Raw genomic sequence first — 19,290 nt, forward strand, 5'->3', positions numbered from 1 at the left:
CGCGAAGGTGAAATTCGCTGGTGATGCGGAATCCGTTCAAGCGCCGGAAAGGTTGACGCTCACGCGCGCTGCACGTCATTCATCCGCATCGCGCTCATCCCACGCATCGCCATCCCATTGCGGTGGTTCGGTGATGGCTGCGGCGGCATCCGGATCGACAGGTTCCAACAGCGTGTAATCGTCGCGCGCGGGATCACGAAACGCGCGGCTGACCGCATAGGCCTCGAGTGCGGGCGTAGTGGCGCGGGCGTTCAGCGCCGCGGGCGTTCTGAAGGCGCCGCTCAACCAGTCCAGTGCGGTGGCCGGTGCGATGAAGATCGGTCCATCCGGCGTGAGCGGGGCCGGGATCGCGTGGTTCGGCCCGGTCAGGACCGTGAAGCTGTCCAGCTGCTGGCCATCCTCGCTTTCCCAGTGTTCCCAAAGGCCGGCGGCGAGCAGGACAAGCCCGTCCTTGCGCTGCACGAACAGCGGCCACGGCGGCCGGCGCGCGCGGTCCCATTTGTAATAGCCGGTCATGGGCAGCACGCACGGGCGCTGTGCCCAGGCCTGCGCGTAGATGCGGCTGCGTGGCGCGCGCTCCAGCCGTGCGGTCACCGTGGTATAGGGCGTGGCCGGTTCCTTGGACCAGCGCGGCACCAGCCCCCACACCATGTCGGCCACGGCAATGGAGCCGTCGTGGTCGCGCGCCAGCACCGTGGCCACGCTGCCATTGGCGATGTTGTAGTGGTCCGGGCCGGCGGCCAGCGTCCGCGCCAGCGCGGCAGGCAGTCCGGCGGGGAGTGACTCGGTGTCGGCGATGGCTTGTGCGAAACGGCGCATGGGCCGAGCATCCGACGATATCCGTGATGGCCTCGTAGGCAGCGCCGGCATTGCTCACCCGGGCGCTGCCTGCTGTGCTCGGCGCTCATGTGTCCGGATGCGGCTCGGCCAGCGCGGCCCGCCGCGCCTGGAACACTTCTGGCGTCTGCGGCTTGACGAACAAGGCGACCAGCTCGGGATACTCGGCTTTCACCGCTTTCTCGATCCGGGTGATGCACGCCTCGATCTGCGGCGTGGTGCGATCATCTTCGAATTCGGCACTCAGCATCGCCACGACCTGTTCGGGTCCCATCTGCATGGTGGTCACGCCATTGGCACGGCGCAGGTCGGCATCGGTGTTGGCCACGGCGAGAATGCGCTTGGCAACGCTCGGGTGCGCCGGTTCGCCCACCAGCAGCCCCTTGGTTTCGCGTGCAAGCAGGAAGGCAGTGACCGCCAGCACACCGGCGATGCACAGCGAAGCGACGCCATCAAGGATGGGCATGTCCAGCAGCTGCGCGGCGAGCAGGCCGACCAGCGCGAAGCCCAGGCCGAGCAGGGCGGCGCTGTCTTCCAGCAGCACCGTGAATGTGGAGGGATCCTTGCTGCGGCGGAATGCCTCGAAGTAGCCCAATGAACCCTTGGTGGCGCGGAATTCGCGCAGCGCGATCCACCACGAGGTGCCTTCGAACACGAGCGAGATGCCCAGCACGATGTAGCTGATCAGGTGGTTGGTGGCCGGCTCCGGGTTGCGGATGTGCTGGATGCCTTCATACGCCGAGACGCCCGCACCGGCGGCGAACACCAGCAGCGCCACGATGAAGCTCCAGAAATACAGTTCCCGCCCATGGCCGAAGGGATGCAGGGTGTCCGGCTTCTGCTCGGCCCGGCGCAGGCCGTACAACAGCAGCAGCTCGTTGATGGTATCCACCAGCGAGTGGACGCCCTCGCTGAGCATGGCCGAACTGCCGGAGATGCCGGCGGCGACGAACTTGGCGATGGCGATGGCCAGGTTGCCGGCGAGCGCGGCATAGATCACGAGACGGGAGCCAGTCGGCTTGGCCATGGCGGAGGCGGGGGTGGGGAGGGTGCGGCATCATCGCCAACGGCGCGTCCCGGGCGCGTGCACGTCCGGGCCTGGCAGGCCGGGCGGCAGTGCGGCGCTGAGCGGCCGGGGCTGTACCCGCCGCCCGTGGCGCGGGATAATCCGTGGCCGTGGGCAGCGTTCGTTTACGGCTGCGGGCGTTGACATGGAGTTGGCCCCGCGTGGATTAAATTGCTCTCCCCCTACCGGCCGGCCGGCCGACCGCTGCCTGCCGGTCCCCCTGCTGCTGCGATGCCTTTCAGTTCAAGGTTCGGTGACCCGATGATGTCTGTCCTTCCCTGGTCTGTCGCGCGGCTGCGCGGCGCGCGTGCCCCGGCCGTCCTGGAGCGGCGCGCATGAGTGCAGGGGTGGGGCGTTTTCCCGGCAGCACCGGCCCGATGGCCGAGCAGGTGCGTGGATGGAACTGGCAGGCGACGCCGGTGGGTTCGATCGACCATTGGCCCAGTGCGCTGCGCAATGCGGTCAACCTGATCCTGGCCTCGCCCGAGAGCATGTACGTGGTCTGGGGCGATGACCTGACTTTCTTCTTCAACGATGCCTACAGCCCCATCCTGGGGCCGCGCCTGGAGGGGGCGCTGGGGGCGCCGCTGAGGCAGCTGTGGGCGGATGCGTGGGACGCCGTGCGCGCACCGATCGAGGCTGCCTTCGCAGGCGGGTCCTCCCGCTACGAGAACCTGCCTGTCTCGATGAGCCGCCAGGGCGTGCCTGAAGAGACCTGGTGGACATTCTCCTTCTCGCCGATCTTCCTGGACGATGGCAGTGTCGGCGGCGCGTTCTGCGTGACCAACGAGGTGACCAGCATCATCGTGGCGCAGCAGCGCCTGGCCAAGGAGAACGAGCGCCTGATCGCGCTGTTCGACAAGTCGCCGATGTTCATGGCCTTCCTCAGCGGGCCGGAGCATCGCGTCGAGCTGGCCAACCCGGGCTACCAAAGCCTGGTCGGCAACCGCCACGTGCTCGGGAAGTCGATCCGGGAGGCGCTGCCGGAAATCGTCGACCAGGGTTTCATGCCGTTGCTGGACGAGGTGTACCGCACCGGCAAGCCGTACATCGGCAGCGAGATGGTCTACGACGCGCCGTTCCCGTCCGATCCCTCATCGGCCCGGCGCCTGCTGGATCTCGTCTTCCAGCCGGTGGCCGGCGAAGACGGCAGCACTGCGGGCGTGTTCGTGCAGGGCTGCCGCTGCTGGACGGCAACGGCGAGATCACCGAATGGTTCGGCACTGCCTCGGACGTGACCGAGCGGCGCCTGGCCGAAGACCAGCTGCGCGAGCTGACCTTGACCCTGGAAGAGCGGGTGCAGGCGCGCAGCGCCGAGCTGCAGGTGGCTGAAGAGCGGTTGCGGCAAAGCCAGAAGATGGAGGCCGTGGGCCAGTTGACCGGCGGCCTGGCGCATGACTTCAACAACCTGCTGACCGCCATCTCGGTCGGCCTGGAGCTGCTGGAGCTGCGCATCGATCAGCGTCGCTACGATGATGTGGGCCGGTACCTGGAGATGGCGCAGTCCAGCGCGTCGCGCGCCACCGCGCTGACCCAGCGGCTGCTGGCCTTCTCCCGCCGGCAGACGCTGGCGCCGACGCCGGTGGTGGCCGATGCCCTGGTGCGCGGGATGCTGGACATCATCTCGCGCACGCTGGGGCCGTCGATCGCGATCGCCACGCAGCTCGATTCGGATCCATGGTCGGTGCTGGTGGATGTGCCGCAGATGGAGAATGCGCTGTTGAACCTGTGCATCAATGCCCGCGATGCGATGCCCGAGGGCGGCCCGCTGACCATCAGTGCGGCGAACGTGACGTTGCAGGGCGAGGCTGCGGCAGCGCTGGATACGCCCCCGGGCGATTACGTGCGGCTGGCCGTCAAGGACGCCGGAACCGGCATGGAGGCGGCGGTGATCGAGAAGGTCTTCGAGCCGTTCTTCACCACCAAGCCGATCGGGCAGGGCACCGGCCTGGGCCTGTCGATGATCTATGGCTTCACCCGCCAGTCCGGCGGCCAGGTGCGGATTGATTCGCAGGTCGGCCAGGGCACGACGGTGGAGCTGTACCTGCCACGCTTCATCGGCGAAACCGCGGCCAATGCGGTGCAGGAGACCGAGCAGGATGCGCCCGCCACATCCACGCCCAGCGTCGGGACGATCCTGGTGGTTGAAGACGAGGGGGCGATCCGCGCGCTGCTCAGCGAGGTGCTGGGCGGCGCCGGCTATCGGGTGCTGGAGGCGCCGGAGGGCGGCCAGGCGGTCGAGCTGCTCCACTCCGGGCAGCCCATCGACCTGCTGATCACCGATGTTGGCCTCACTGGCGGGCTCAATGGCCGGCAGGTCGCCGATGCAGGGCGCCAAGTGCGGCCCGGGCTGCCGGTGTTGTTCATCACCGGCTATGCGGCGTCGGCGGCGGTGGGCGCCGGGCAGCTGGAGGAGGGGATGGAAGTGCTGACCAAACCGTTCACCACTGCCGAACTGGAGCGGCGTGCGCGCGCGCTGTTGGCGACTGCAGGCAGCAGCCAGTGACGGTGTTGGCTGCGCTCAGAGCAGGGACCTGACCGAGCTCACCAGCTGTTTGAGCGTGAAGGGTTTGCGCAGCAGTTTGATGTCCTCGCCGAGAAAGTCCGGCCGGGCCCCGGCCGCCCCGGCATAGCCGGTGACCAGCAGGATGGGCATGGCCGGGTGCAGCGTGGTGGCGATCGTGGCCAGGTCGCGGCCGTCCATTCCGGGCAGCCCGACATCGGAGACCAGCAGGTCGAACGGGCCGTCATGCCTGAGGCACCCCAGCGCGGCCTCGGCGTCGGCAACGTCGAGGACCTCGAAGCCATCGTCGTTGAGGATGTCCTTGGTCATCTCCCGGATGGGCGCATCGTCTTCGACGAGAAGCACGCGGCATCGTGGGTGGGAACGGGCAGCAGTCATTGCGGGCGCGGATCCTCGTGGCATGCAGCCACCTGTGCGGAGCTCCACCTTAGCGCCCGCGCGCGTTAGCCGGCCGTGCATCGCGCGCCAGCCCGGCGTCATGATCCCCGGGAGGCGCCGATGACGGCAGCCTCCTTCATTACCCTCGGTCCAAGGTCTCACCGCCCTGGGCGGGGCTCTCGTCCTGCAGGGAGGCCCGGATCGAGCGGGCCAGATCGGTGCGGGTGAACGGTTTGGCGAGCAGCGCGATGGTCCGACCGACCGTGCCGCTTGCGTCGATATCGCGCGGATAGCCCGAGGTGAACAGGACCCGCAACCCCGGTTTCCGGCCGATCGCCTGCTTGGCCAGTGCCCAGCCGGACATGCCCGGCATCACGATGTCCGAAAACAGCAGGTCCACGCTCACGTCCGGCCGCTCCAGCAGGCGCAGGGCGGAGGGTCCGTCATGCGCTTCGAGCACGCGGTAGCCCAGCTGGCGCAGGGTATCCACGGTGTAGGCACGGACATCGTCATTGTCCTCGGCCACCAGCACCGTGGTCTCCTCCTCCACCTCGTAGGCGTTGGCTTCCTGCGCCTCGGCCTGGCGGGTGCCGGGCAGGGCCGAGGCCGAGCGCGGGAACAGCAGGGTGATCGTGGTGCCGCTGCCTTCGATGGAGTCGAGCAGGACATGGCCACCGGACTGCTTGGCGAAACCGTACACCATCGACAGGCCCAGCCCGGTGCCGCGGCCGACCTCCTTGGTGGTGAAGAACGGTTCGAACACCCGGCCCATCACCTCGGCGGACATGCCCTGGCCGCTGTCGCGCACCCGGATCATGGCGTATTGGCCGGGCGGCACATCCGGGTGCTGCGCTGCGTAGTCCTTGTCCAGATGGATGTTGTCGATCTCGATCGTCAGGCGCCCGCCCTCGGGCATGGCGTCGCGGGCATTGACCGCCAGGTTGAGGATGGAGGCCTCCAGCTGGTTCGGGTCGATCTCCACGCACCAAACATCCGGGCTGTGCAGCATGTCGATCTGCACCAGCTCGCCCAGTGAACGCTTGAGCATGTCCTGCATGCCGCGCATTTCTTCGTTCAGGTCCACCGGCATGTTCTTCAGCGGCTGCCGGCGCGAGAACGCCAGCAGGCGCTGGGTGACGTTGGCTGCGCGCATCACGCCCTTCATCGCGTTGTCCAGCGAGCGCGATGAATTGCCCGCAGCGTCACCCAGGCGGTCGGTCAGCATCTTGGCGTATTCGATGTTGCCGGCGATCACGGTCAGGATGTTGTTGAAGTCGTGCGCGATGCCACCGGTCAGCTGGCCGACGGCCTCGATCTTCTGGCTGTGCCGCAGCGCCTCTTCGGCCTGCCGGCGCGCGGTGGTTTCCACCGCTTCGGAGACGACCGCGGTGATCCGCGCCTGATGATCGAACAGGGGGCGGAAGGAGAAATCGAAGGTCCGCTTGCCGGTGGGCAGGCGCAGCTCCAGTTCATGGCGGGAAGCGGTACCGGCCGCCGCCTCGAGAATGGCCGTGCAGACCACACCAGGTACCCCGGGGGTATCGGCGAACCAGGCAGACTCGCAGTAGAGGCTGTCGCGGACGTCTTCCTTGTCGGCGAGGATGGCCGCCAGCGACGCCGAATTGGTGTCGATGATGTGGCCATCCAGGGTCAGCAGGTTCTGGTGCTGGAAGCTGGATTCGAACAGCGCCTGCAGCCGGCTTTCACTGCGGTGCAGCGCCGAGGTCCGCTCGTCGACCTGGCGTTCCAGGGATTCGTTGTTGGCCCTGAGCTGCGCCTGCGCGTGCTTGAGCTCGCTGATGTCGCGCGCCATCGCGTAATAGCCGAGCACCGCGCCGTCCGGCGCCAGCTCGGGTACGCAGTCCACCTGCGCGTGGCGGGGCGTGCCATCGCTGCGCAGCGAGAGCAGGTCGAAGCTCACCTTCTCACCGAGCAGGACCCGGTCCAGGTGCTGCTGGATGCTGTTGAAGGTGTCCTCGCCGATCACCTCGCGGGTGTGCCGGCCGATCAGGCTCTCCGGCGTACGGCCGTGCCACTCGACATAGGCGTTGTTGGCGAAGCGGTAGCGATGGTCGTGACCGAAGTAGGCGATCAGCGCCGGCAGCGAATCGGTGATCAGCCTCAGCCGCTGGTGGCTCTCATGCAGCTCGGCCTCCACGCGCTGCAGCCGGCGGCGCTCCTGCGCTTCGCCGATGGCCCTGAGCACGGCATCGGGCAGGCGCTGCAGGCGTGACTTGACCACGTAATCGCGTGCACCGCGCTTGAGCGCCTGCACCGCGAGTTCTTCGGTGAGCGTGCCGGAGACGAAGATGAAGGGAATCTGGGGGGCGATCTCGCTGGCCAGGGCGAGCGCGGCGTCACCATCGAAGCCCGGCAGGACGTGGTCGGCCAGGATCACATCGAACGGCGTCGTGGTCAGGGCATCGAGCATGCCCTGGTGCGACCAGGTGCGCTCGGCGGTGAACGGCACCCCGGCGCGCTTGAGCTGCGCGGTGATCAGTTCTGCATCAAGTGCACTGTCTTCGACCATCAGGATCCTGATGGTCTTTGCTGTGGCGGCCTCAGCCATCGTGTCTACTCTTCCCGCCGAACAGCGTGCCGTGCGGTGGCGGCTGGTTGGTGATGCCCCAGAACATGCCCAGGCCCTGGATCGCTTCAAGGAATTCCTTGAAGTCCACCGGCTTGACCACGAACGCGTTGACGCCCAGCTCGTAGCTGCGGATCAGGTCCTGCTCTTCGCGCGAGGAGGTCAGCATCACCACCGGGGTGCTGCTGAGGGCACGGTCGGTACGGATTTCCTTGAGCACTTCCAGGCCGTTGAGCTTGGGCAGCTTCAGGTCCAGCAGCACGACCACCGGGCCGCCATGCATGGCCCCTTCATAACGCCCCTGGCAGCGGAGATACTCCAGCGCTTCCACGCCGTCGCGCACATGGGTCACGTCATTGAGCAACTGGCAGCGGGCGAGCGCGGCCATGGTCAATTCAGCGTCTTTCGGGTTGTCTTCTACGAGCAGGATCGGTCGCAGATCTCTCATAGGTGGTCTCCAGTAACAAAGGGAATGGTGAAATAGAATGTCGCGCCGGCGCCGACCTGACCTTTCGCCCAGGTCCGGCCGCCATGGCGGGTGATGATGCGGTGCACGTTGGCCAGACCGATACCGGTGCCTTCGTACTCATCGACGTGATGCAGCCGCTGGAACACGCCGAACAGCTTGTCCACGTAGCGCATGTCGAAACCACAGCCGTTGTCCTTCACGAAGAAGACGTCCTCCGTGTCGTTGCGTTCATGCCCGACCTCGATGCGTGGCTCGGGCGTGTCGCGGGTGAACTTGATCGCGTTGGCCAGCAGGTTCTGCCAGACCAGCCGCAGCATGCCGGGGTCGGCCTGCACCTTGGGCAGCCCCGCGATCTGCCAGTCGATGGCGCGCCCGGCGTACTCCATGTCGAGTTTGTGGCGCACGTCTTCCACCAGGGCGGTCATGTCCATCGCGATCTGGCCCATCGTCGAGCGGCCCATCTGCGAGAAGCTGAGCAGGTCATCGACCAGGGTCCCAGCCGATTTTGCCGACTCCACGATGGTGTCGAGAAATCTCTTTTCTGAATCGTTCAATCTTTCGCCGGCCGAGGACCACAGCAGTTCCGAGTAACCGACGATGTGCCGGAACGGGGCGCGCAGGTCATGGCTCACCGAATAGGAAAACGCTTCGAGTTCCTTGTTGCTGCGCAACAGCTGCTCGTTCAATGCCGCCATCTCTTCGGCCTTGCGCAGCACGATATCCACGATGGCCGTGCGCAGTTCCAGCGCAGCATCGCGGTCCACGTCGTTCCAGGGCAGCGACTGCTGGCGCACGGTCTGCTTCCAGCCCTCGAAGGAGGTGCGCGGCGACAGGGGCTGTCCGGTCTCTTCCTTGCGCGGGTCGCCGCCCCAGCGCACGGTGCGGACCACTTCGGGACGGAACCAGATCACGAAGCTGTCGTGGATCTGCGAGATCGAGATGGCCAGCACGCCGCTGGCCACGCCGGCGAAGGCTTCGGCCTCCTTCCAGTCCAGCGGCAGGGTGTCGGTACAGAAGATGTCGCCCTCGATCTGTTGCGCGGTCAGCCATTGCACCAGCTGCATCACGTGGCGCTGGCCGGGGCACTGGCCATGCAGGATGCACTCGCCACGGTGCACGATCGCCGCGCCGGTGGACTGGGTGAGCGCCAGCAGGCTCTGCTGGTCGCGGCCGAGTGCGGCCATGAAGTCGGTGTCACCGGCCATCCGCCCGAGCAGCCGGACCTGGATCGCGCGGCGCGCGATGCGCTCTTCGACCAGTACCGCGCGCTGTTTCACCGCGATCTGCAGCGACAGGATCTGACCGATGAACTCGCAGGCCGTACGCACGTGGTAGGGCACCCGGCGGGCGACCTGGTTGTGGCAGGAAATCAGGCCCCACAGCTCGCCTTCGGACAGCACCGAGACCGACATCGAGGCGCCCGTGCCCATGTTGCGCATGTACTGCAGGTGCACCGGGGAGACGCTGCGCAGCATGGCCGGGCCCAGATCGATGGGCGCCGCATCGGCGAGGGCCGGTACGCGCACCAGCGGCACGGGGGTGTAATGGCTGTCGGCGATCAGGCGGACGCGGTTCTGCCGGTACAGATCGCGCGCCTGGGCGGGGATGTCCGATTCCGGGAAGCGCAGGTCGAGGTAGGAGGGCAGCACGTCGTTGCGGTCCTCGGCCACCACCGCGCCGTTCCAGTCCTTGTCGAACTGGTAGATCATCGTGCGGTCGAAGCCGGTCAGCTCGCGGATATGCGTGGCAGCGAGTTCGCACAATGCCTGGGTCGTCGGCGCGTGCTCGATGGCGGCCATGAAGCGGCGGATCGAGGGATACAGGTCCTCCAGCGAGCCCGGTTCGCCCGGCACCGGGGCCTCCAGCTCGATGATGACGTCATCACCGATCCGGTGGGCCACGGTGTGGTGGTTGCCCGCCGTACCCACCGGGTGCGCGCCCAGGAAATGCGAGGCACCCTTCTGCAATGCCTCCAGCACCGGCCTGCATGGCGCCAGAGTGCCGGCCAGCACCTGATCCAGCGGCTGGCCCAGCGGATCGCCAAGCGCCTCCAGCAGGCCCGGCTCGGCCATCGCGCGGGCGTTGACCGTCAATGTCGTGTGATCGAGGACCAGGATCAATCCGTACGGCTGGATGGCACCGGGGGTACGGATCGGCTCACGCGCGCAGCTGGACAGATCCAAGGCGCTTGCGCCGGAATTCCTCGAGGACATTCATTGACTCCTGATCTTTACCAGTACTGGCCACCGCACGAATGGCACGGCTGCGCCTGGTTGTCAGGAGCACACACCGTCACCTGCGACGCGGCGTGCCACAGTTCCCTTATTTTTGCATAGGCGGGCGCCCGGATCTGTGAGGATGCGACGGTGTTCCTTGCGCTGCGCGCGGATCAGTCCCAGCGGTAACGGAGGGTGGCTGACCACAGCCCCCCCGAGCCATCGACCGGTCCGCCATTGGCATACCGGTAGTATTCGTTCGCGGCAAGCAGCGGCTCGGGCAGTCTGGTGACTTTGCGGTCGAACACGTTGTTGGCGTTCAGCGCCACGTCCCAGCCGCCGGGCAGGGTGGCCCCCAGCTGCAGATCGGTGATCCAGAGGCCGCCGATGTCATAGGCGATCTCGGCCTGGCCGGCATACGGCCCACTGCTGGCCACCGTGGTCGGCGAACCATAGCGTTGGATGTCGCCATAGCGGCTCTGGCGCAGGCCGACCCGGTAGCGGCCCAGGCTCCAGTCCAGACCCAGCACCTGCCGGGACTGGGGCGCCTTGTAGAGCAGCTCGTTCTGCGATCCGGTGCTGAACACCGGCACATTGAAGGCGGCGAGCACGGCGGGGGTGGGGGCCAGGCCGGTGATCCTGGCGCGGTTATGGCTGCTGGCCAGGGTCCAGCGCAGGGTGCCGCCGCGGCCCAGATCGACGCGGCCTTCGAGCGTGGCCTCCACGCCATCGGTGCGGGTATCGGCGGCATTGATGAAGTAGCGCACCCCATCCTGTGCGCCGAGTCCCACCGAGGTGACCAGCACGCCGGAGCCGGGATACAGCCCCTCGCGGAAGGTCGTGGACAGGGCGATCCGGTCATCCACATCGATGCGGTAGGCATCCACCGTCAGCGATGCGCCCTGCCATGGCTCGGCCACGATGCCCAGGCTGAGGCTTCGCGAGGTTTCCGGGCGCAGCGGCTGCGCGCCCAGTGCGATGGCCTGCGGCGAACCGGCCTGCAGGATGTGGTCGGTGTAGAAATTGCCGTTGGAGGTGTTGCGGTACGCCTGCGCGGCCAGGGACGGCGCCTGGAAACCGTTGCTGATCGTGCCGCGCAGGGCGAGCCGGGGATGCAGCGCGAAACGGGTGGAGAGGCGGCCGGTGGTTTCGCTGCCGAAATCCGAGTAACGCTCATGCCGGCCGGCCAGGTCCACGCGCCAGCGCGCGCCCAGGTCGGCTGCGACGCCGAGGTACAGCGCGCCGCTGTTGCGGCTGACATCGACCGCGTCCTCGGGCCGGTAACCGGGCAGCGCCTGCGAGCCGCCCAGGCCGATCCCCAGCACGGTGCCCGCGTAGGGGCCGTCCAGCACCCGCTGCCCGCCATGGGTGTAGGACTGCACGTCGCCCGCGCCGATCCGGTAGCGCTCGTCGCGATACTCCGCCCCTGCACTGAGTTCCAGTGGCGCGGCCAGCCACGCCGTCTGCAGCTGGCGGCGTAGATCCAGGTTATGGGTCCAGGCGCTGTAGCGCAGGTCGCCGATGTAGAAATCGGTCTGGCTGTCCAGGCCGTAGGTGGGGTTGATGCTGTTGTGCAGGTTGATATCCATCGCATCGCGCCCGTAGCCGCTGCTCAAGTCCCAGTCCCACTCGCCGAACTGGCCGCGTACCCCCAGCGTGAGCGCGCCGTCGTTCTCGTCGATGTGCTCGGTCGGTGCAAAGCCATCCGGATCGATCGCGCGTACTACCTCATTGCGCAGCGGTTGGCGGAAGTTCTGCGGTGCCCAGGCATCACGCTGGGCCAGGGTCAGCAGCCCGTAGGCCTCCACCGTCGCGGCGAGGGGAATACTGGCATTGGCCGTGGCGGTCTTCGTGCGGAACGCGCGGATGCCCCGGTTGCGCCAGGCATTGTTGTCGCGCGTGGCCTCGCGCGGATCCGGCGTCGCGCCGGGTGGCAGCGTCGGGTTGCTGGCCTGGTTGCCGCCGGGGCGGATCGCATTGCCGGCCGCGTTGCGCGGAAAGTAGTACAGGAATGTATCGCGTGCGGGGCTGGTGTAGTTGGTGGCTTCCTGGTCGTCCAGCTGCGCCGCCAGGTGCAGATAGCCGCCGTCGTCCAGGCCGAACCCGGCATCGGCCTGCACCACGCGCGCGCGGCCATCGCCGGCGAAGTAGGTGCCATCGCGGTAGGAGACGTTGCCGCCGCGGGCAGCCTTTTGGGTGACGATGTTGATGACCCCGGCGATGGCGTCCGAACCGTAGATCGCCGAGGCGCCATCGCGCAGCACTTCGATGCGTTCGATCGCACCGGTGGGGATCAGGGCGAGATCGGCGGGCGCGGCGCCACCGAAGCCACCCGCGCCCAGCAGCGCGGTGGCGTGGCGGCGCTTGCCGTCCACCAGTACCAGCACGTGGCTGGCATTGAGGCCGCGCAGCTGCCCGGCACGCACCATGCTGTTCAGATCCCCGGTCTCCAGCGGCAGGTTGAAGCTGGGCACGGTGGTGTTGAGCACATCCAGCAGGCTGGTTGCGTTGGCGGCGCGGATGTCCTCGGCTGAGAGGACATCGATCGGCGCCGCGCTTTCGCGCACGGTGCGGCCCTGTGCACGGGTGCCGGTCACGGTGACCGTATCCAAGGTGGCGGTGCTCACGCTGGTGGCGACCTCCACCTCGGCTGCGCCGTATGCGGCGAGGGGCAGGGACAACGCGGACAGGACGGCGACAACCAACGGCAGGCGATGGTGCGTGGACAGCATGGAAGATCCCCAGGAGAAGAAAGGCCGATGCACAGCGGCATGCGGCGGGCAGGCGAGGGCGGATGGACCGGATCAGCCGGTGGCTGGCGTAACCGTGCAACAGCACTCGGCAGCGGCGGCGCCACGTCCGGTGCGGGTCATGGCGCACCGCCGGCGGCGGCAGCCCAGCGGGCGAGGTCGGCAGGATGCAGCGGGCCGTTGTGGACCTGCAGCACGGTGCCGTGCGCATCGATCAGCACCGAAAACGGCAGTGTGCCGATGCGGTTGCCGAACGCGGCGGCGGTGCCGGGCGGGCCGTCGCCCTCCACCAGTTGCGGGTAGGTGAGGCGTAGCTGGTCGCGCAGGGCCTTGGCCGATTCCACATCATCCAGCGCGACACCAACCACGTGCACGCCGTTCGGCCGCGAGGTCTGCGCCTGCGAGAAATCCTGCAGGTCGGGCAGTTCCTTCAGGCACGGGCCGCACCAGCTGGCCCAGTAGTTGAGCAGCACCGGGCGGCCGCGCCATTGCGCCAGCGACGCCGGGGCACCCTCGAGATCGGTCCAGTGCAGGGCCGGTGCCGCCTGGCCGGCAGGCGCGGCCGTGGTGGGCGGGGCGGCGAACGATGCCATGGGCAGCGCGATCATCAGCACGGTAGCCAGCAGCGCCAGGCGGCGCAAAGCGGAAGAGGTCATGGAGGTGAGGCCGTCGAAGAGGTCGCGCGCGACGCGAAGCGGTCGTCGGTAAGGGTGTGCAGGAACTGCTCGATGTCGTCGATCTCCGCCTCGGTCAGGTGCAGGGGATCGCGCAGCTGCGCGTCCCGGCCGATCGAATCGGGGATCACTTTGCCGGGGTCGTCGTAATACACGATCACTTCGCGCAGGCTCTTGAACATCCCGTTGTGCATGTAGGGCGCGGTCAGTGCGACATTGCGCAGGCCCGGCACCTTGAACTCGCCTTTCTGCGCCGGATCGCCGGTGATCCCGCCGCGGCCTTCGTCGTTGAACTCGCGGCCGTTGTAGATGCCGATGTTCTTGAAGCGGTCCGAGGTGAAGTCCTCCCCGGCGTGGCAGCTCACGCACTGGGCCTTGGTGATGAACAGCAGGCGGCCGCGCTTGGCCGCGTCGCTGATCGCATCCTCCTGGCCCAGCGCGTAGCGGTCGTACGGGCTGTCCACGGTGTTGAGGGTCTTCTGGTAGGCGGCCAGGGCGCGGCCCAGCGTGCGCGCGCTGGGAGCGGCGCTGTAGGCATCCTGGAAGCGTGCCACCCACGCAGGATCGGCACGCAGCCGCGCCACCGCGTCATCCACCGGCAGGTCCATCTCCAGCGGGTTGGCGATCGGCGCGAGCGCCTGTTCCTCCAGGGTCTCGCTGCGGCCATCCCAGAAGAAGCGGGTGCGCCCGGCACTGTTCATCACGCTGGGCGTGTTGCGGGTGCCCAGGCGACCTTCCACGCCCAGGCTGAGCGCGCGGTCATCGGCGAAGGCGCGGGCCGGCTGATGGCAGCTGGCGCACGACACCGTGCGGTCACGAGACAGGATGGGATCGAAAAAGAGCTGTCGGCCCAGCCGGGCGCGCGGGTTGTCGGACAGATCGCCGTCGTAGGTCGGCGCATCGGCGGACAGCACCGGCGCCAGGAACGCGCCGCCGGCCAGTGCCGCAAGCAGGGAGAGGGACAGGGCAGGGCGTGGCATGGCGGGCGCCGCGCTCAACGCGCGGCGATCTCCTGCTGGACCAGCTCGCACAGGCCGCTCTCTTCGAAGCAGACCTGCGCGCGCAGGGTGCCGTTCACCGGCGTGCCGCCCGCCGCCACGGGCAGGCGCAGCTGCCCTTGTTCGCTGAAATAGGTGTAGCGGTAGTCACCGGCGAAACTGCGGCCGTGGCCTTCGCGGGCATCGACCGAGCGCAGCGGGCCCTGCGTCTGCGCCCCGTCCGCCAGGATCACCCGTGCCGCGCGCGGGCCGATCTGCGGTTGCTCGAAGTCCGAGGCGTACAGGATCCAGCCCGGTTCGATGCGGGCATCGATGACCAGCTCGCGGGACCCGTCGGGCGCGGCCTCCAGCCGCGGCTTGAGGGCGACCTTTGGCGTATCGGCGGCGATCGCGTTGCCACCGCTCAGCAGCAACGCAACGCCCAGGGAAAGGATGCCGTACCTCACTCCTTGCCCCCTTGCGCCTCGGTGGTGATGCGCAGCTGCACCTCGTCGGCGATGTTGGGCAGGAACGCATCCAGCCCGAACTCGCTGCGGCGGATCACGCCCGTGGCGTTGAAGCCGATGGTCGGCACCTTGCGGCTGGGATGCTCGCCCACCTTGTTGAGGGTGGCGTCGAGCACGACCGGGCGGGTGACGCCATGCAGGGTCAGCTCGCCGGTGATCTTCAGGCGGCCGGCGCCCTGGGACACGACCGAGGTGCTGCGGAAGGCAGCCTGCGGGAACCTGGCGACATCGAAGAGTTTGTCGCTCTTCACGATCTCGTCGAGTTTCGGCACGTGGGTGGCCAGCTCGGCCAGCGGCAGCTCGACCTGTACCTGCGAGGCGGCGGGCCTGGCGGCGTCGTAGACCAGCGTGCCGCTGCTGATCGCGGCGCGGCCGGTCGGGAATGAAAAGCCGTTGTGGTTCCAGGTGAACAGCACATCGGTATGGGTCGGGTCGAGCTGGTAGGTCACCGGCGCGGCGATCGCCACGGCAGGTGCGGTGGCAGCGGTGAGCAGGGTCAACAGCACGGTGGTGCGCATGGGGCGGGTCTCTTCGTGGTGGCGCGCAGCCGCCCGCGGCATCGCGGGGAGGCCGGGCGGGCGCGCAGCGCAGGAGGGAGGGCCGCGGCGGGCGGGCAGGCCGGCCGCCGCGGAGGGTTACGGGGCGACGGCCAGTGCCGGCGTCGTGGTTGCGGTCGCGGCGCTTGCCGCATACGGATCGGGCTCGGCAATCAGCCCGTCGAGCAGGCTGTTGAAGCGGGCCACATAATCCTGGTGATACTCCCCGGTCACGGTGCCGGTGTAGCCGGTGTAGATCTCGCGGACCTTGCCGTCACGGCCGATGATGATCGTGGTCGGGAAGGCGGCCATGTAATTGAGGCCCTTGAGTTTCTCGGTAGCGACTTTCTTGTCGGCGATGCCGCCGAACACGATGTCGTAGCGGATATCGAAGTAGTCCTTGAAGGTGGTCAGGGTCTTCTTGAAGTAATCGAAGTTGTCTTCCTGCTCGAAGGCGACCGCCACCGCCTCCACGCCACGGTGCTGGTTCTGCTTGAACCACGGGGCCAGGAAATAGGTCTGGTCGGTGCAGTTCGGGCACCAGGTACCAATCACTTCAACGATGACCACCTTGCCGCGGTATTTGTCGTCGCGCAGCGAGACCTGCTTGCCCTGCAGATCGGGGAAGCTGAAATCGATGCGTTCCTGGCCATCCTTGAGGAAGGTGAGCTTGTACGGATCCGGCAGCTCCACCTTGTCGCTTTTCTCGGCCTCGAACTTCACCACGTTGTAGATGCCGCTGCCGAACGCGCCCTGGATGTTGCCGTCTTCATCGATCGTGCCGCGGATCAGCAGCGGGCTGGGCCCACTGAAGCCGGACAGGTAGAAACGGTTGCCCTGCACGGTGCCTTCCAGCTCGCGGGTATCACCCACCACGGTCATGAACACGCCGGAGAGGCGATTTCCCTCCTGTTTGAGCAGGGCGACCTGGTTGCGCTTGTCCTGGCGGGCGGCCTTGTCGATGGTCTGCACGGCCCACTTGCCGCTGAGGTCCGCCGCCGGTGCCTCGTCCTGGCCGGGCTTGACGAAGCGCCATGCCGCGCCCTGTTCGGCGGTGAAGGCAAGGTTGCGCGCCCCTTTGCGGCTGGGCACCAGGTCCTTGTACTGGCCGACCAGGTGCTTGCCATCCTCGGAGACCTTGCCTTCGAGCACCGCATCGTAGGTGTTCATCCGCACCGAGAAGGTCCCGTCATCGCGCGGGGTGACCTTGAATCTGTCGGTGCGGCTGCCGTTGAGCAGGGTGAAGGTCGCGTCCTGCGCACGCTTTCCCTTTACTTCGAAGTTGAACGGAATGGGATCGCCATCGATATTGAATTCGCCGCGCCACACGCCTTCGGCAGGAAATGGGGCGGTGGCTGCGGCCGCTGCAGGCAGGGCCAAGGACAGGCTTGAGGCGAGGAACAGGGCCGCGACGACGCGACCGGATAATGCCAGTGTCATGAGAGTGCTTCCAGATAATCCCCTTGGACGCGCCAAGTCGCCGGCGATGCAGCCCCCGTTCCACTGCATCCGCTGAAAGGCCATCCCTGGCCGGTCACGTGCCATCCATGGCGTGACTGGATTATTGCCACGTGAATGTCGTAAAAGTTCATCGTGGCTTGGAACGCATGTTCATCAGCATATTCACCGGCGCGACGATGGCAGGCTGATAACCGTTTTGACATCAGCGCATTTGCCGCCGTGGCCTGCATCGAAGACCATGGTGCCCGAGGCGCCTGGCCACGCGCCGATACTAAGGAGGGAGCCCATCGTGAAGCCAAGGGAAGGTATCCAGGTCTCGGTTTACACCCGCTGGCACCAGCTGGCCGTCCCGCTCGCATTCCTGTTGGCCGCGGGCAGTTTCATGTTCATCGTGCTCAATCGCGGTCCGGTGGGTATCGCCATCGTGGTGGCACTGCTGTGCCTGGTGCTGCCGCCGATGTTGGCCTTCCAGGGCTTCCCGACGCGCAATGAAGTGATGGTCATGGCCGATGGCCTGATGTTTTCGCGACGTGACGCGGTGCCCTTCGATCAGTTGTCCAGCTGGGGCACCGATGACTATCTGAAACTGGTGCGGCCGGGCCGGGCGACACTGATGGTGAGTGCAGCCGATCTGCAGAGCCGTGACCGCCTGCTGCGCGAATTCGAACACGCACTGGAGGCTTGGCAACGCAGGCAGCCTGCGCTCAGCGAGCCGATCCGGCGTACTCACTTCTATGGCTCGGCGCGTGCGGCGGCCATCGGCGCGGTGATCATCGGGCTGGGCGCGCTGTGCATCGTCATGGCATTGCGGTTGCGTGAGCCGTCCATCGAGCTGGCGGTTGTCGGCGCGCTGGGTGGGCTGGTCGGCGTGATCATGCTGCTTGGCCGGCGGGTGTGAGTCTGGCGCGGCCGTCCACACGGTCTTGTTTTCAGCGTCTCGCGTATTTCACGACCTGAAGCGCAGCCTGCCGATGCGAGCTGCATCCGCAGCGCATGAAAAGGAGTGCCATCCGCTATGAATACCCGAGGCGATTACGCCCACCCCGAGCCCGTCGCTGCCGCGACCGTGGCCGTGGTCACCCCACCGCCGGTGGTGGATCTTCCGCGCGAGAGCGCCGTGTCATGGGGCGCGATCCTGGCCGGTGCCATCGCCGCAGCCGCGCTTTCGTTGATCCTGGTGATTCTCGGCGTGGGCCTGGGCCTGTCGTCGGTATCGCCGTGGTCGTTTGAAGGCGTGACTGCCGAGACCTTCGGCTGGTCCAGCATTGCCTGGTTGACCTTCACCGCCATCGCAGCCTCCGGCCTGGGTGGCTATCTGGCCGGTCGCCTGCGCACGAAGTGGAGCAACCTGCACGGCGATGAGACCTACTTCCGCGATACCGCACATGGTTTCGTGTCGTGGGCGGTGGCCACTCTGCTGACCGCTGCACTGCTGACCTCCGCGATCGGCGGCATTCTCGGCGCTGGCGCCAAGGTGGCCGGTGCCACCGCAGGTGCGGCGGCGTCCACTGCCGGCGGTATTGCCGCAGCGGGCGCAGGCTCGGCCGCGATGGGCAACGAAGAGGGTGACGTGCAGTACTGGGTGGATTCGCTGTTCCGTGCCAACCCTACCGCAGCGCAGCCCGCGCCGCCGGTGGGTCCGGCCGATGCAGCGGCACCCCCGGCACCGCCGGTCAACGGCGCACCGCCGCCGCCGCGCCCGATGCCGGGTGCCGACCGTCGTGCGGACAGCCGTGAGGTGCGTACCGAGGTCAATCGCATCATCGTCAACAGCCTCAAGTCCGACACCATGGACCCGGCCGATACCCAGTACCTGGGCCAGCTGGTGGCGGCACAGACCGGCATGAGCCAGGCCGAAGCACAGGCCCGCGTGACCGATGTCCAGACCCGCCTGCGCGCTGCGCTGGACAACGCCAAGCAGCAGGCCAAGCAGGCGGCCGACGATGCCCGCAAGGCGACCGCCTATGCCGCGCTGTGGCTGTTCATCACGCTGCTGATCGGTGCCTTCATCGCCAGCCTGAGTGCCACCTGGGGCGGCCGTCGCCGCGACCTGTGAACCTGACCATCCCAAGGGAGGAAACACCATGAAGTACATTCTGCTGTGGATGCTCGGCATTCCGATTCCGCTGCTGCTCCTGTTCGCGCTGCTGCGCTGACCGTTCCACCATCAGGCCGCCTTCGGGCGGCCTGATGCGTTGTGGCGGCCCGGCCGGGAAACTGGCGAGGTGAACAGCCCAGGTCCGGTCTTTCTGAATGAGTCAGGGAAGTGCAAACAACCTTCACGCCAT

Annotated in this window: 14 protein-coding genes and 1 pseudogene; 3 read left to right on the plus strand and 12 right to left on the minus strand. The window is 67.3% G+C overall.

Going from position 1 to position 19,290, the window contains the following annotated elements; genetic code table 11:
• Positions 1 to 75: 75 nt before the first annotated feature.
• Positions 76 to 819, minus strand: a complete 744-nt coding sequence (locus C0R07_RS16220; RefSeq protein ID WP_167390396.1) for an SOS response-associated peptidase — start codon at positions 817 to 819, stop codon at positions 76 to 78.
• An 85-nt stretch (positions 820 to 904) separates the two neighbouring features.
• Positions 905 to 1,864: a cation diffusion facilitator family transporter gene (locus C0R07_RS16225; protein WP_046273381.1), complete on the minus strand. Its 960-nt coding sequence runs from the start codon at positions 1,862 to 1,864 to the stop codon at positions 905 to 907.
• A gap of 374 nt (positions 1,865 to 2,238) precedes the next feature.
• Here C0R07_RS16225 and C0R07_RS16230 point away from each other — a divergent pair.
• Positions 2,239 to 4,409: pseudogene (locus C0R07_RS16230) on the plus strand (ATP-binding protein).
• Between the two features lie 15 nt (positions 4,410 to 4,424).
• Here the strand turns inward: C0R07_RS16230 and C0R07_RS16235 are convergent.
• The 10 genes from C0R07_RS16235 to C0R07_RS16280 form a co-directional block, all read right to left on the minus strand.
• Entirely contained in the window at positions 4,425 to 4,805 is a 381-nt protein-coding gene (locus tag C0R07_RS16235) for a response regulator (RefSeq protein WP_070427419.1), read from the minus strand.
• Between the two features lie 139 nt (positions 4,806 to 4,944).
• Positions 4,945 to 7,374 carry a hybrid sensor histidine kinase/response regulator gene (locus C0R07_RS16240; protein WP_102789448.1) on the minus strand — a complete coding sequence of 810 codons (2,430 nt, stop codon included), beginning with the start codon at positions 7,372 to 7,374 and terminating at the stop codon, positions 4,945 to 4,947.
• The gene (locus C0R07_RS16245) at positions 7,367 to 7,840 is read right to left on the minus strand and encodes a response regulator (protein WP_019184186.1); all 474 of its coding nucleotides are present in this window, start codon (positions 7,838 to 7,840) and stop codon (positions 7,367 to 7,369) included. The genes C0R07_RS16240 and C0R07_RS16245 overlap by 8 nt, the downstream gene beginning before the upstream one ends.
• Positions 7,837 to 10,074: an ATP-binding protein gene (locus tag C0R07_RS16250; RefSeq protein ID WP_102789449.1), complete on the minus strand. Its 2,238-nt coding sequence runs from the start codon at positions 10,072 to 10,074 to the stop codon at positions 7,837 to 7,839. The genes C0R07_RS16245 and C0R07_RS16250 overlap by 4 nt, the downstream gene beginning before the upstream one ends.
• A 176-nt stretch (positions 10,075 to 10,250) precedes the next feature.
• On the minus strand, positions 10,251 to 12,809 hold the full coding sequence (locus C0R07_RS16255) for a TonB-dependent receptor plug domain-containing protein (RefSeq protein ID WP_102789450.1): 2,559 nt from the start codon (positions 12,807 to 12,809) through the stop codon (positions 10,251 to 10,253).
• Between the two features lie 137 nt (positions 12,810 to 12,946).
• Entirely contained in the window at positions 12,947 to 13,483 is a 537-nt protein-coding gene (locus tag C0R07_RS16260) for a TlpA family protein disulfide reductase (protein ID WP_102789451.1), read from the minus strand.
• On the minus strand, positions 13,480 to 14,481 hold the full coding sequence (locus tag C0R07_RS16265) for a cytochrome-c peroxidase (RefSeq protein ID WP_102789452.1): 1,002 nt from the start codon (positions 14,479 to 14,481) through the stop codon (positions 13,480 to 13,482). The genes C0R07_RS16260 and C0R07_RS16265 overlap by 4 nt, the downstream gene beginning before the upstream one ends.
• A 14-nt stretch (positions 14,482 to 14,495) precedes the next feature.
• Positions 14,496 to 14,945 (minus strand): protein-disulfide reductase DsbD domain-containing protein, encoded by a 450-nt coding sequence (locus C0R07_RS16270; protein WP_102789453.1) that lies wholly within the window; start codon positions 14,943 to 14,945, stop codon positions 14,496 to 14,498.
• A complete protein-coding gene (locus tag C0R07_RS16275; RefSeq protein ID WP_019184180.1) occupies positions 14,942 to 15,523 on the minus strand; it encodes a YceI family protein in 582 nt (193 codons plus the stop codon). Before C0R07_RS16275 ends, C0R07_RS16270 begins: the two co-directional genes overlap by 4 nt.
• Positions 15,524 to 15,640: 117 nt before the next feature.
• Complete coding sequence (locus C0R07_RS16280; protein ID WP_070474598.1) at positions 15,641 to 16,981, minus strand: peroxiredoxin family protein; 1,341 nt, start codon at positions 16,979 to 16,981, stop codon at positions 15,641 to 15,643.
• A 310-nt stretch (positions 16,982 to 17,291) separates the two neighbouring features.
• Here C0R07_RS16280 and C0R07_RS16285 point away from each other — a divergent pair, with 310 nt between their 5' ends.
• Both C0R07_RS16285 and C0R07_RS16290 read left to right on the plus strand, forming a co-directional pair.
• The gene (locus C0R07_RS16285) at positions 17,292 to 17,900 is read left to right on the plus strand and encodes a hypothetical protein (protein ID WP_102789454.1); all 609 of its coding nucleotides are present in this window, start codon (positions 17,292 to 17,294) and stop codon (positions 17,898 to 17,900) included.
• Between the two features lie 117 nt (positions 17,901 to 18,017).
• Positions 18,018 to 19,058, plus strand: coding sequence for a hypothetical protein (locus tag C0R07_RS16290; protein ID WP_019184177.1), 1,041 nt, complete (start codon positions 18,018 to 18,020; stop codon positions 19,056 to 19,058).
• Positions 19,059 to 19,290: the final 232 nt, after the last annotated feature.

The sequence above is a fragment of the Stenotrophomonas bentonitica genome (genome assembly GCF_002887735.1).
GTDB classification, from domain to species: domain Bacteria; phylum Pseudomonadota; class Gammaproteobacteria; order Xanthomonadales; family Xanthomonadaceae; genus Stenotrophomonas; species Stenotrophomonas bentonitica_A.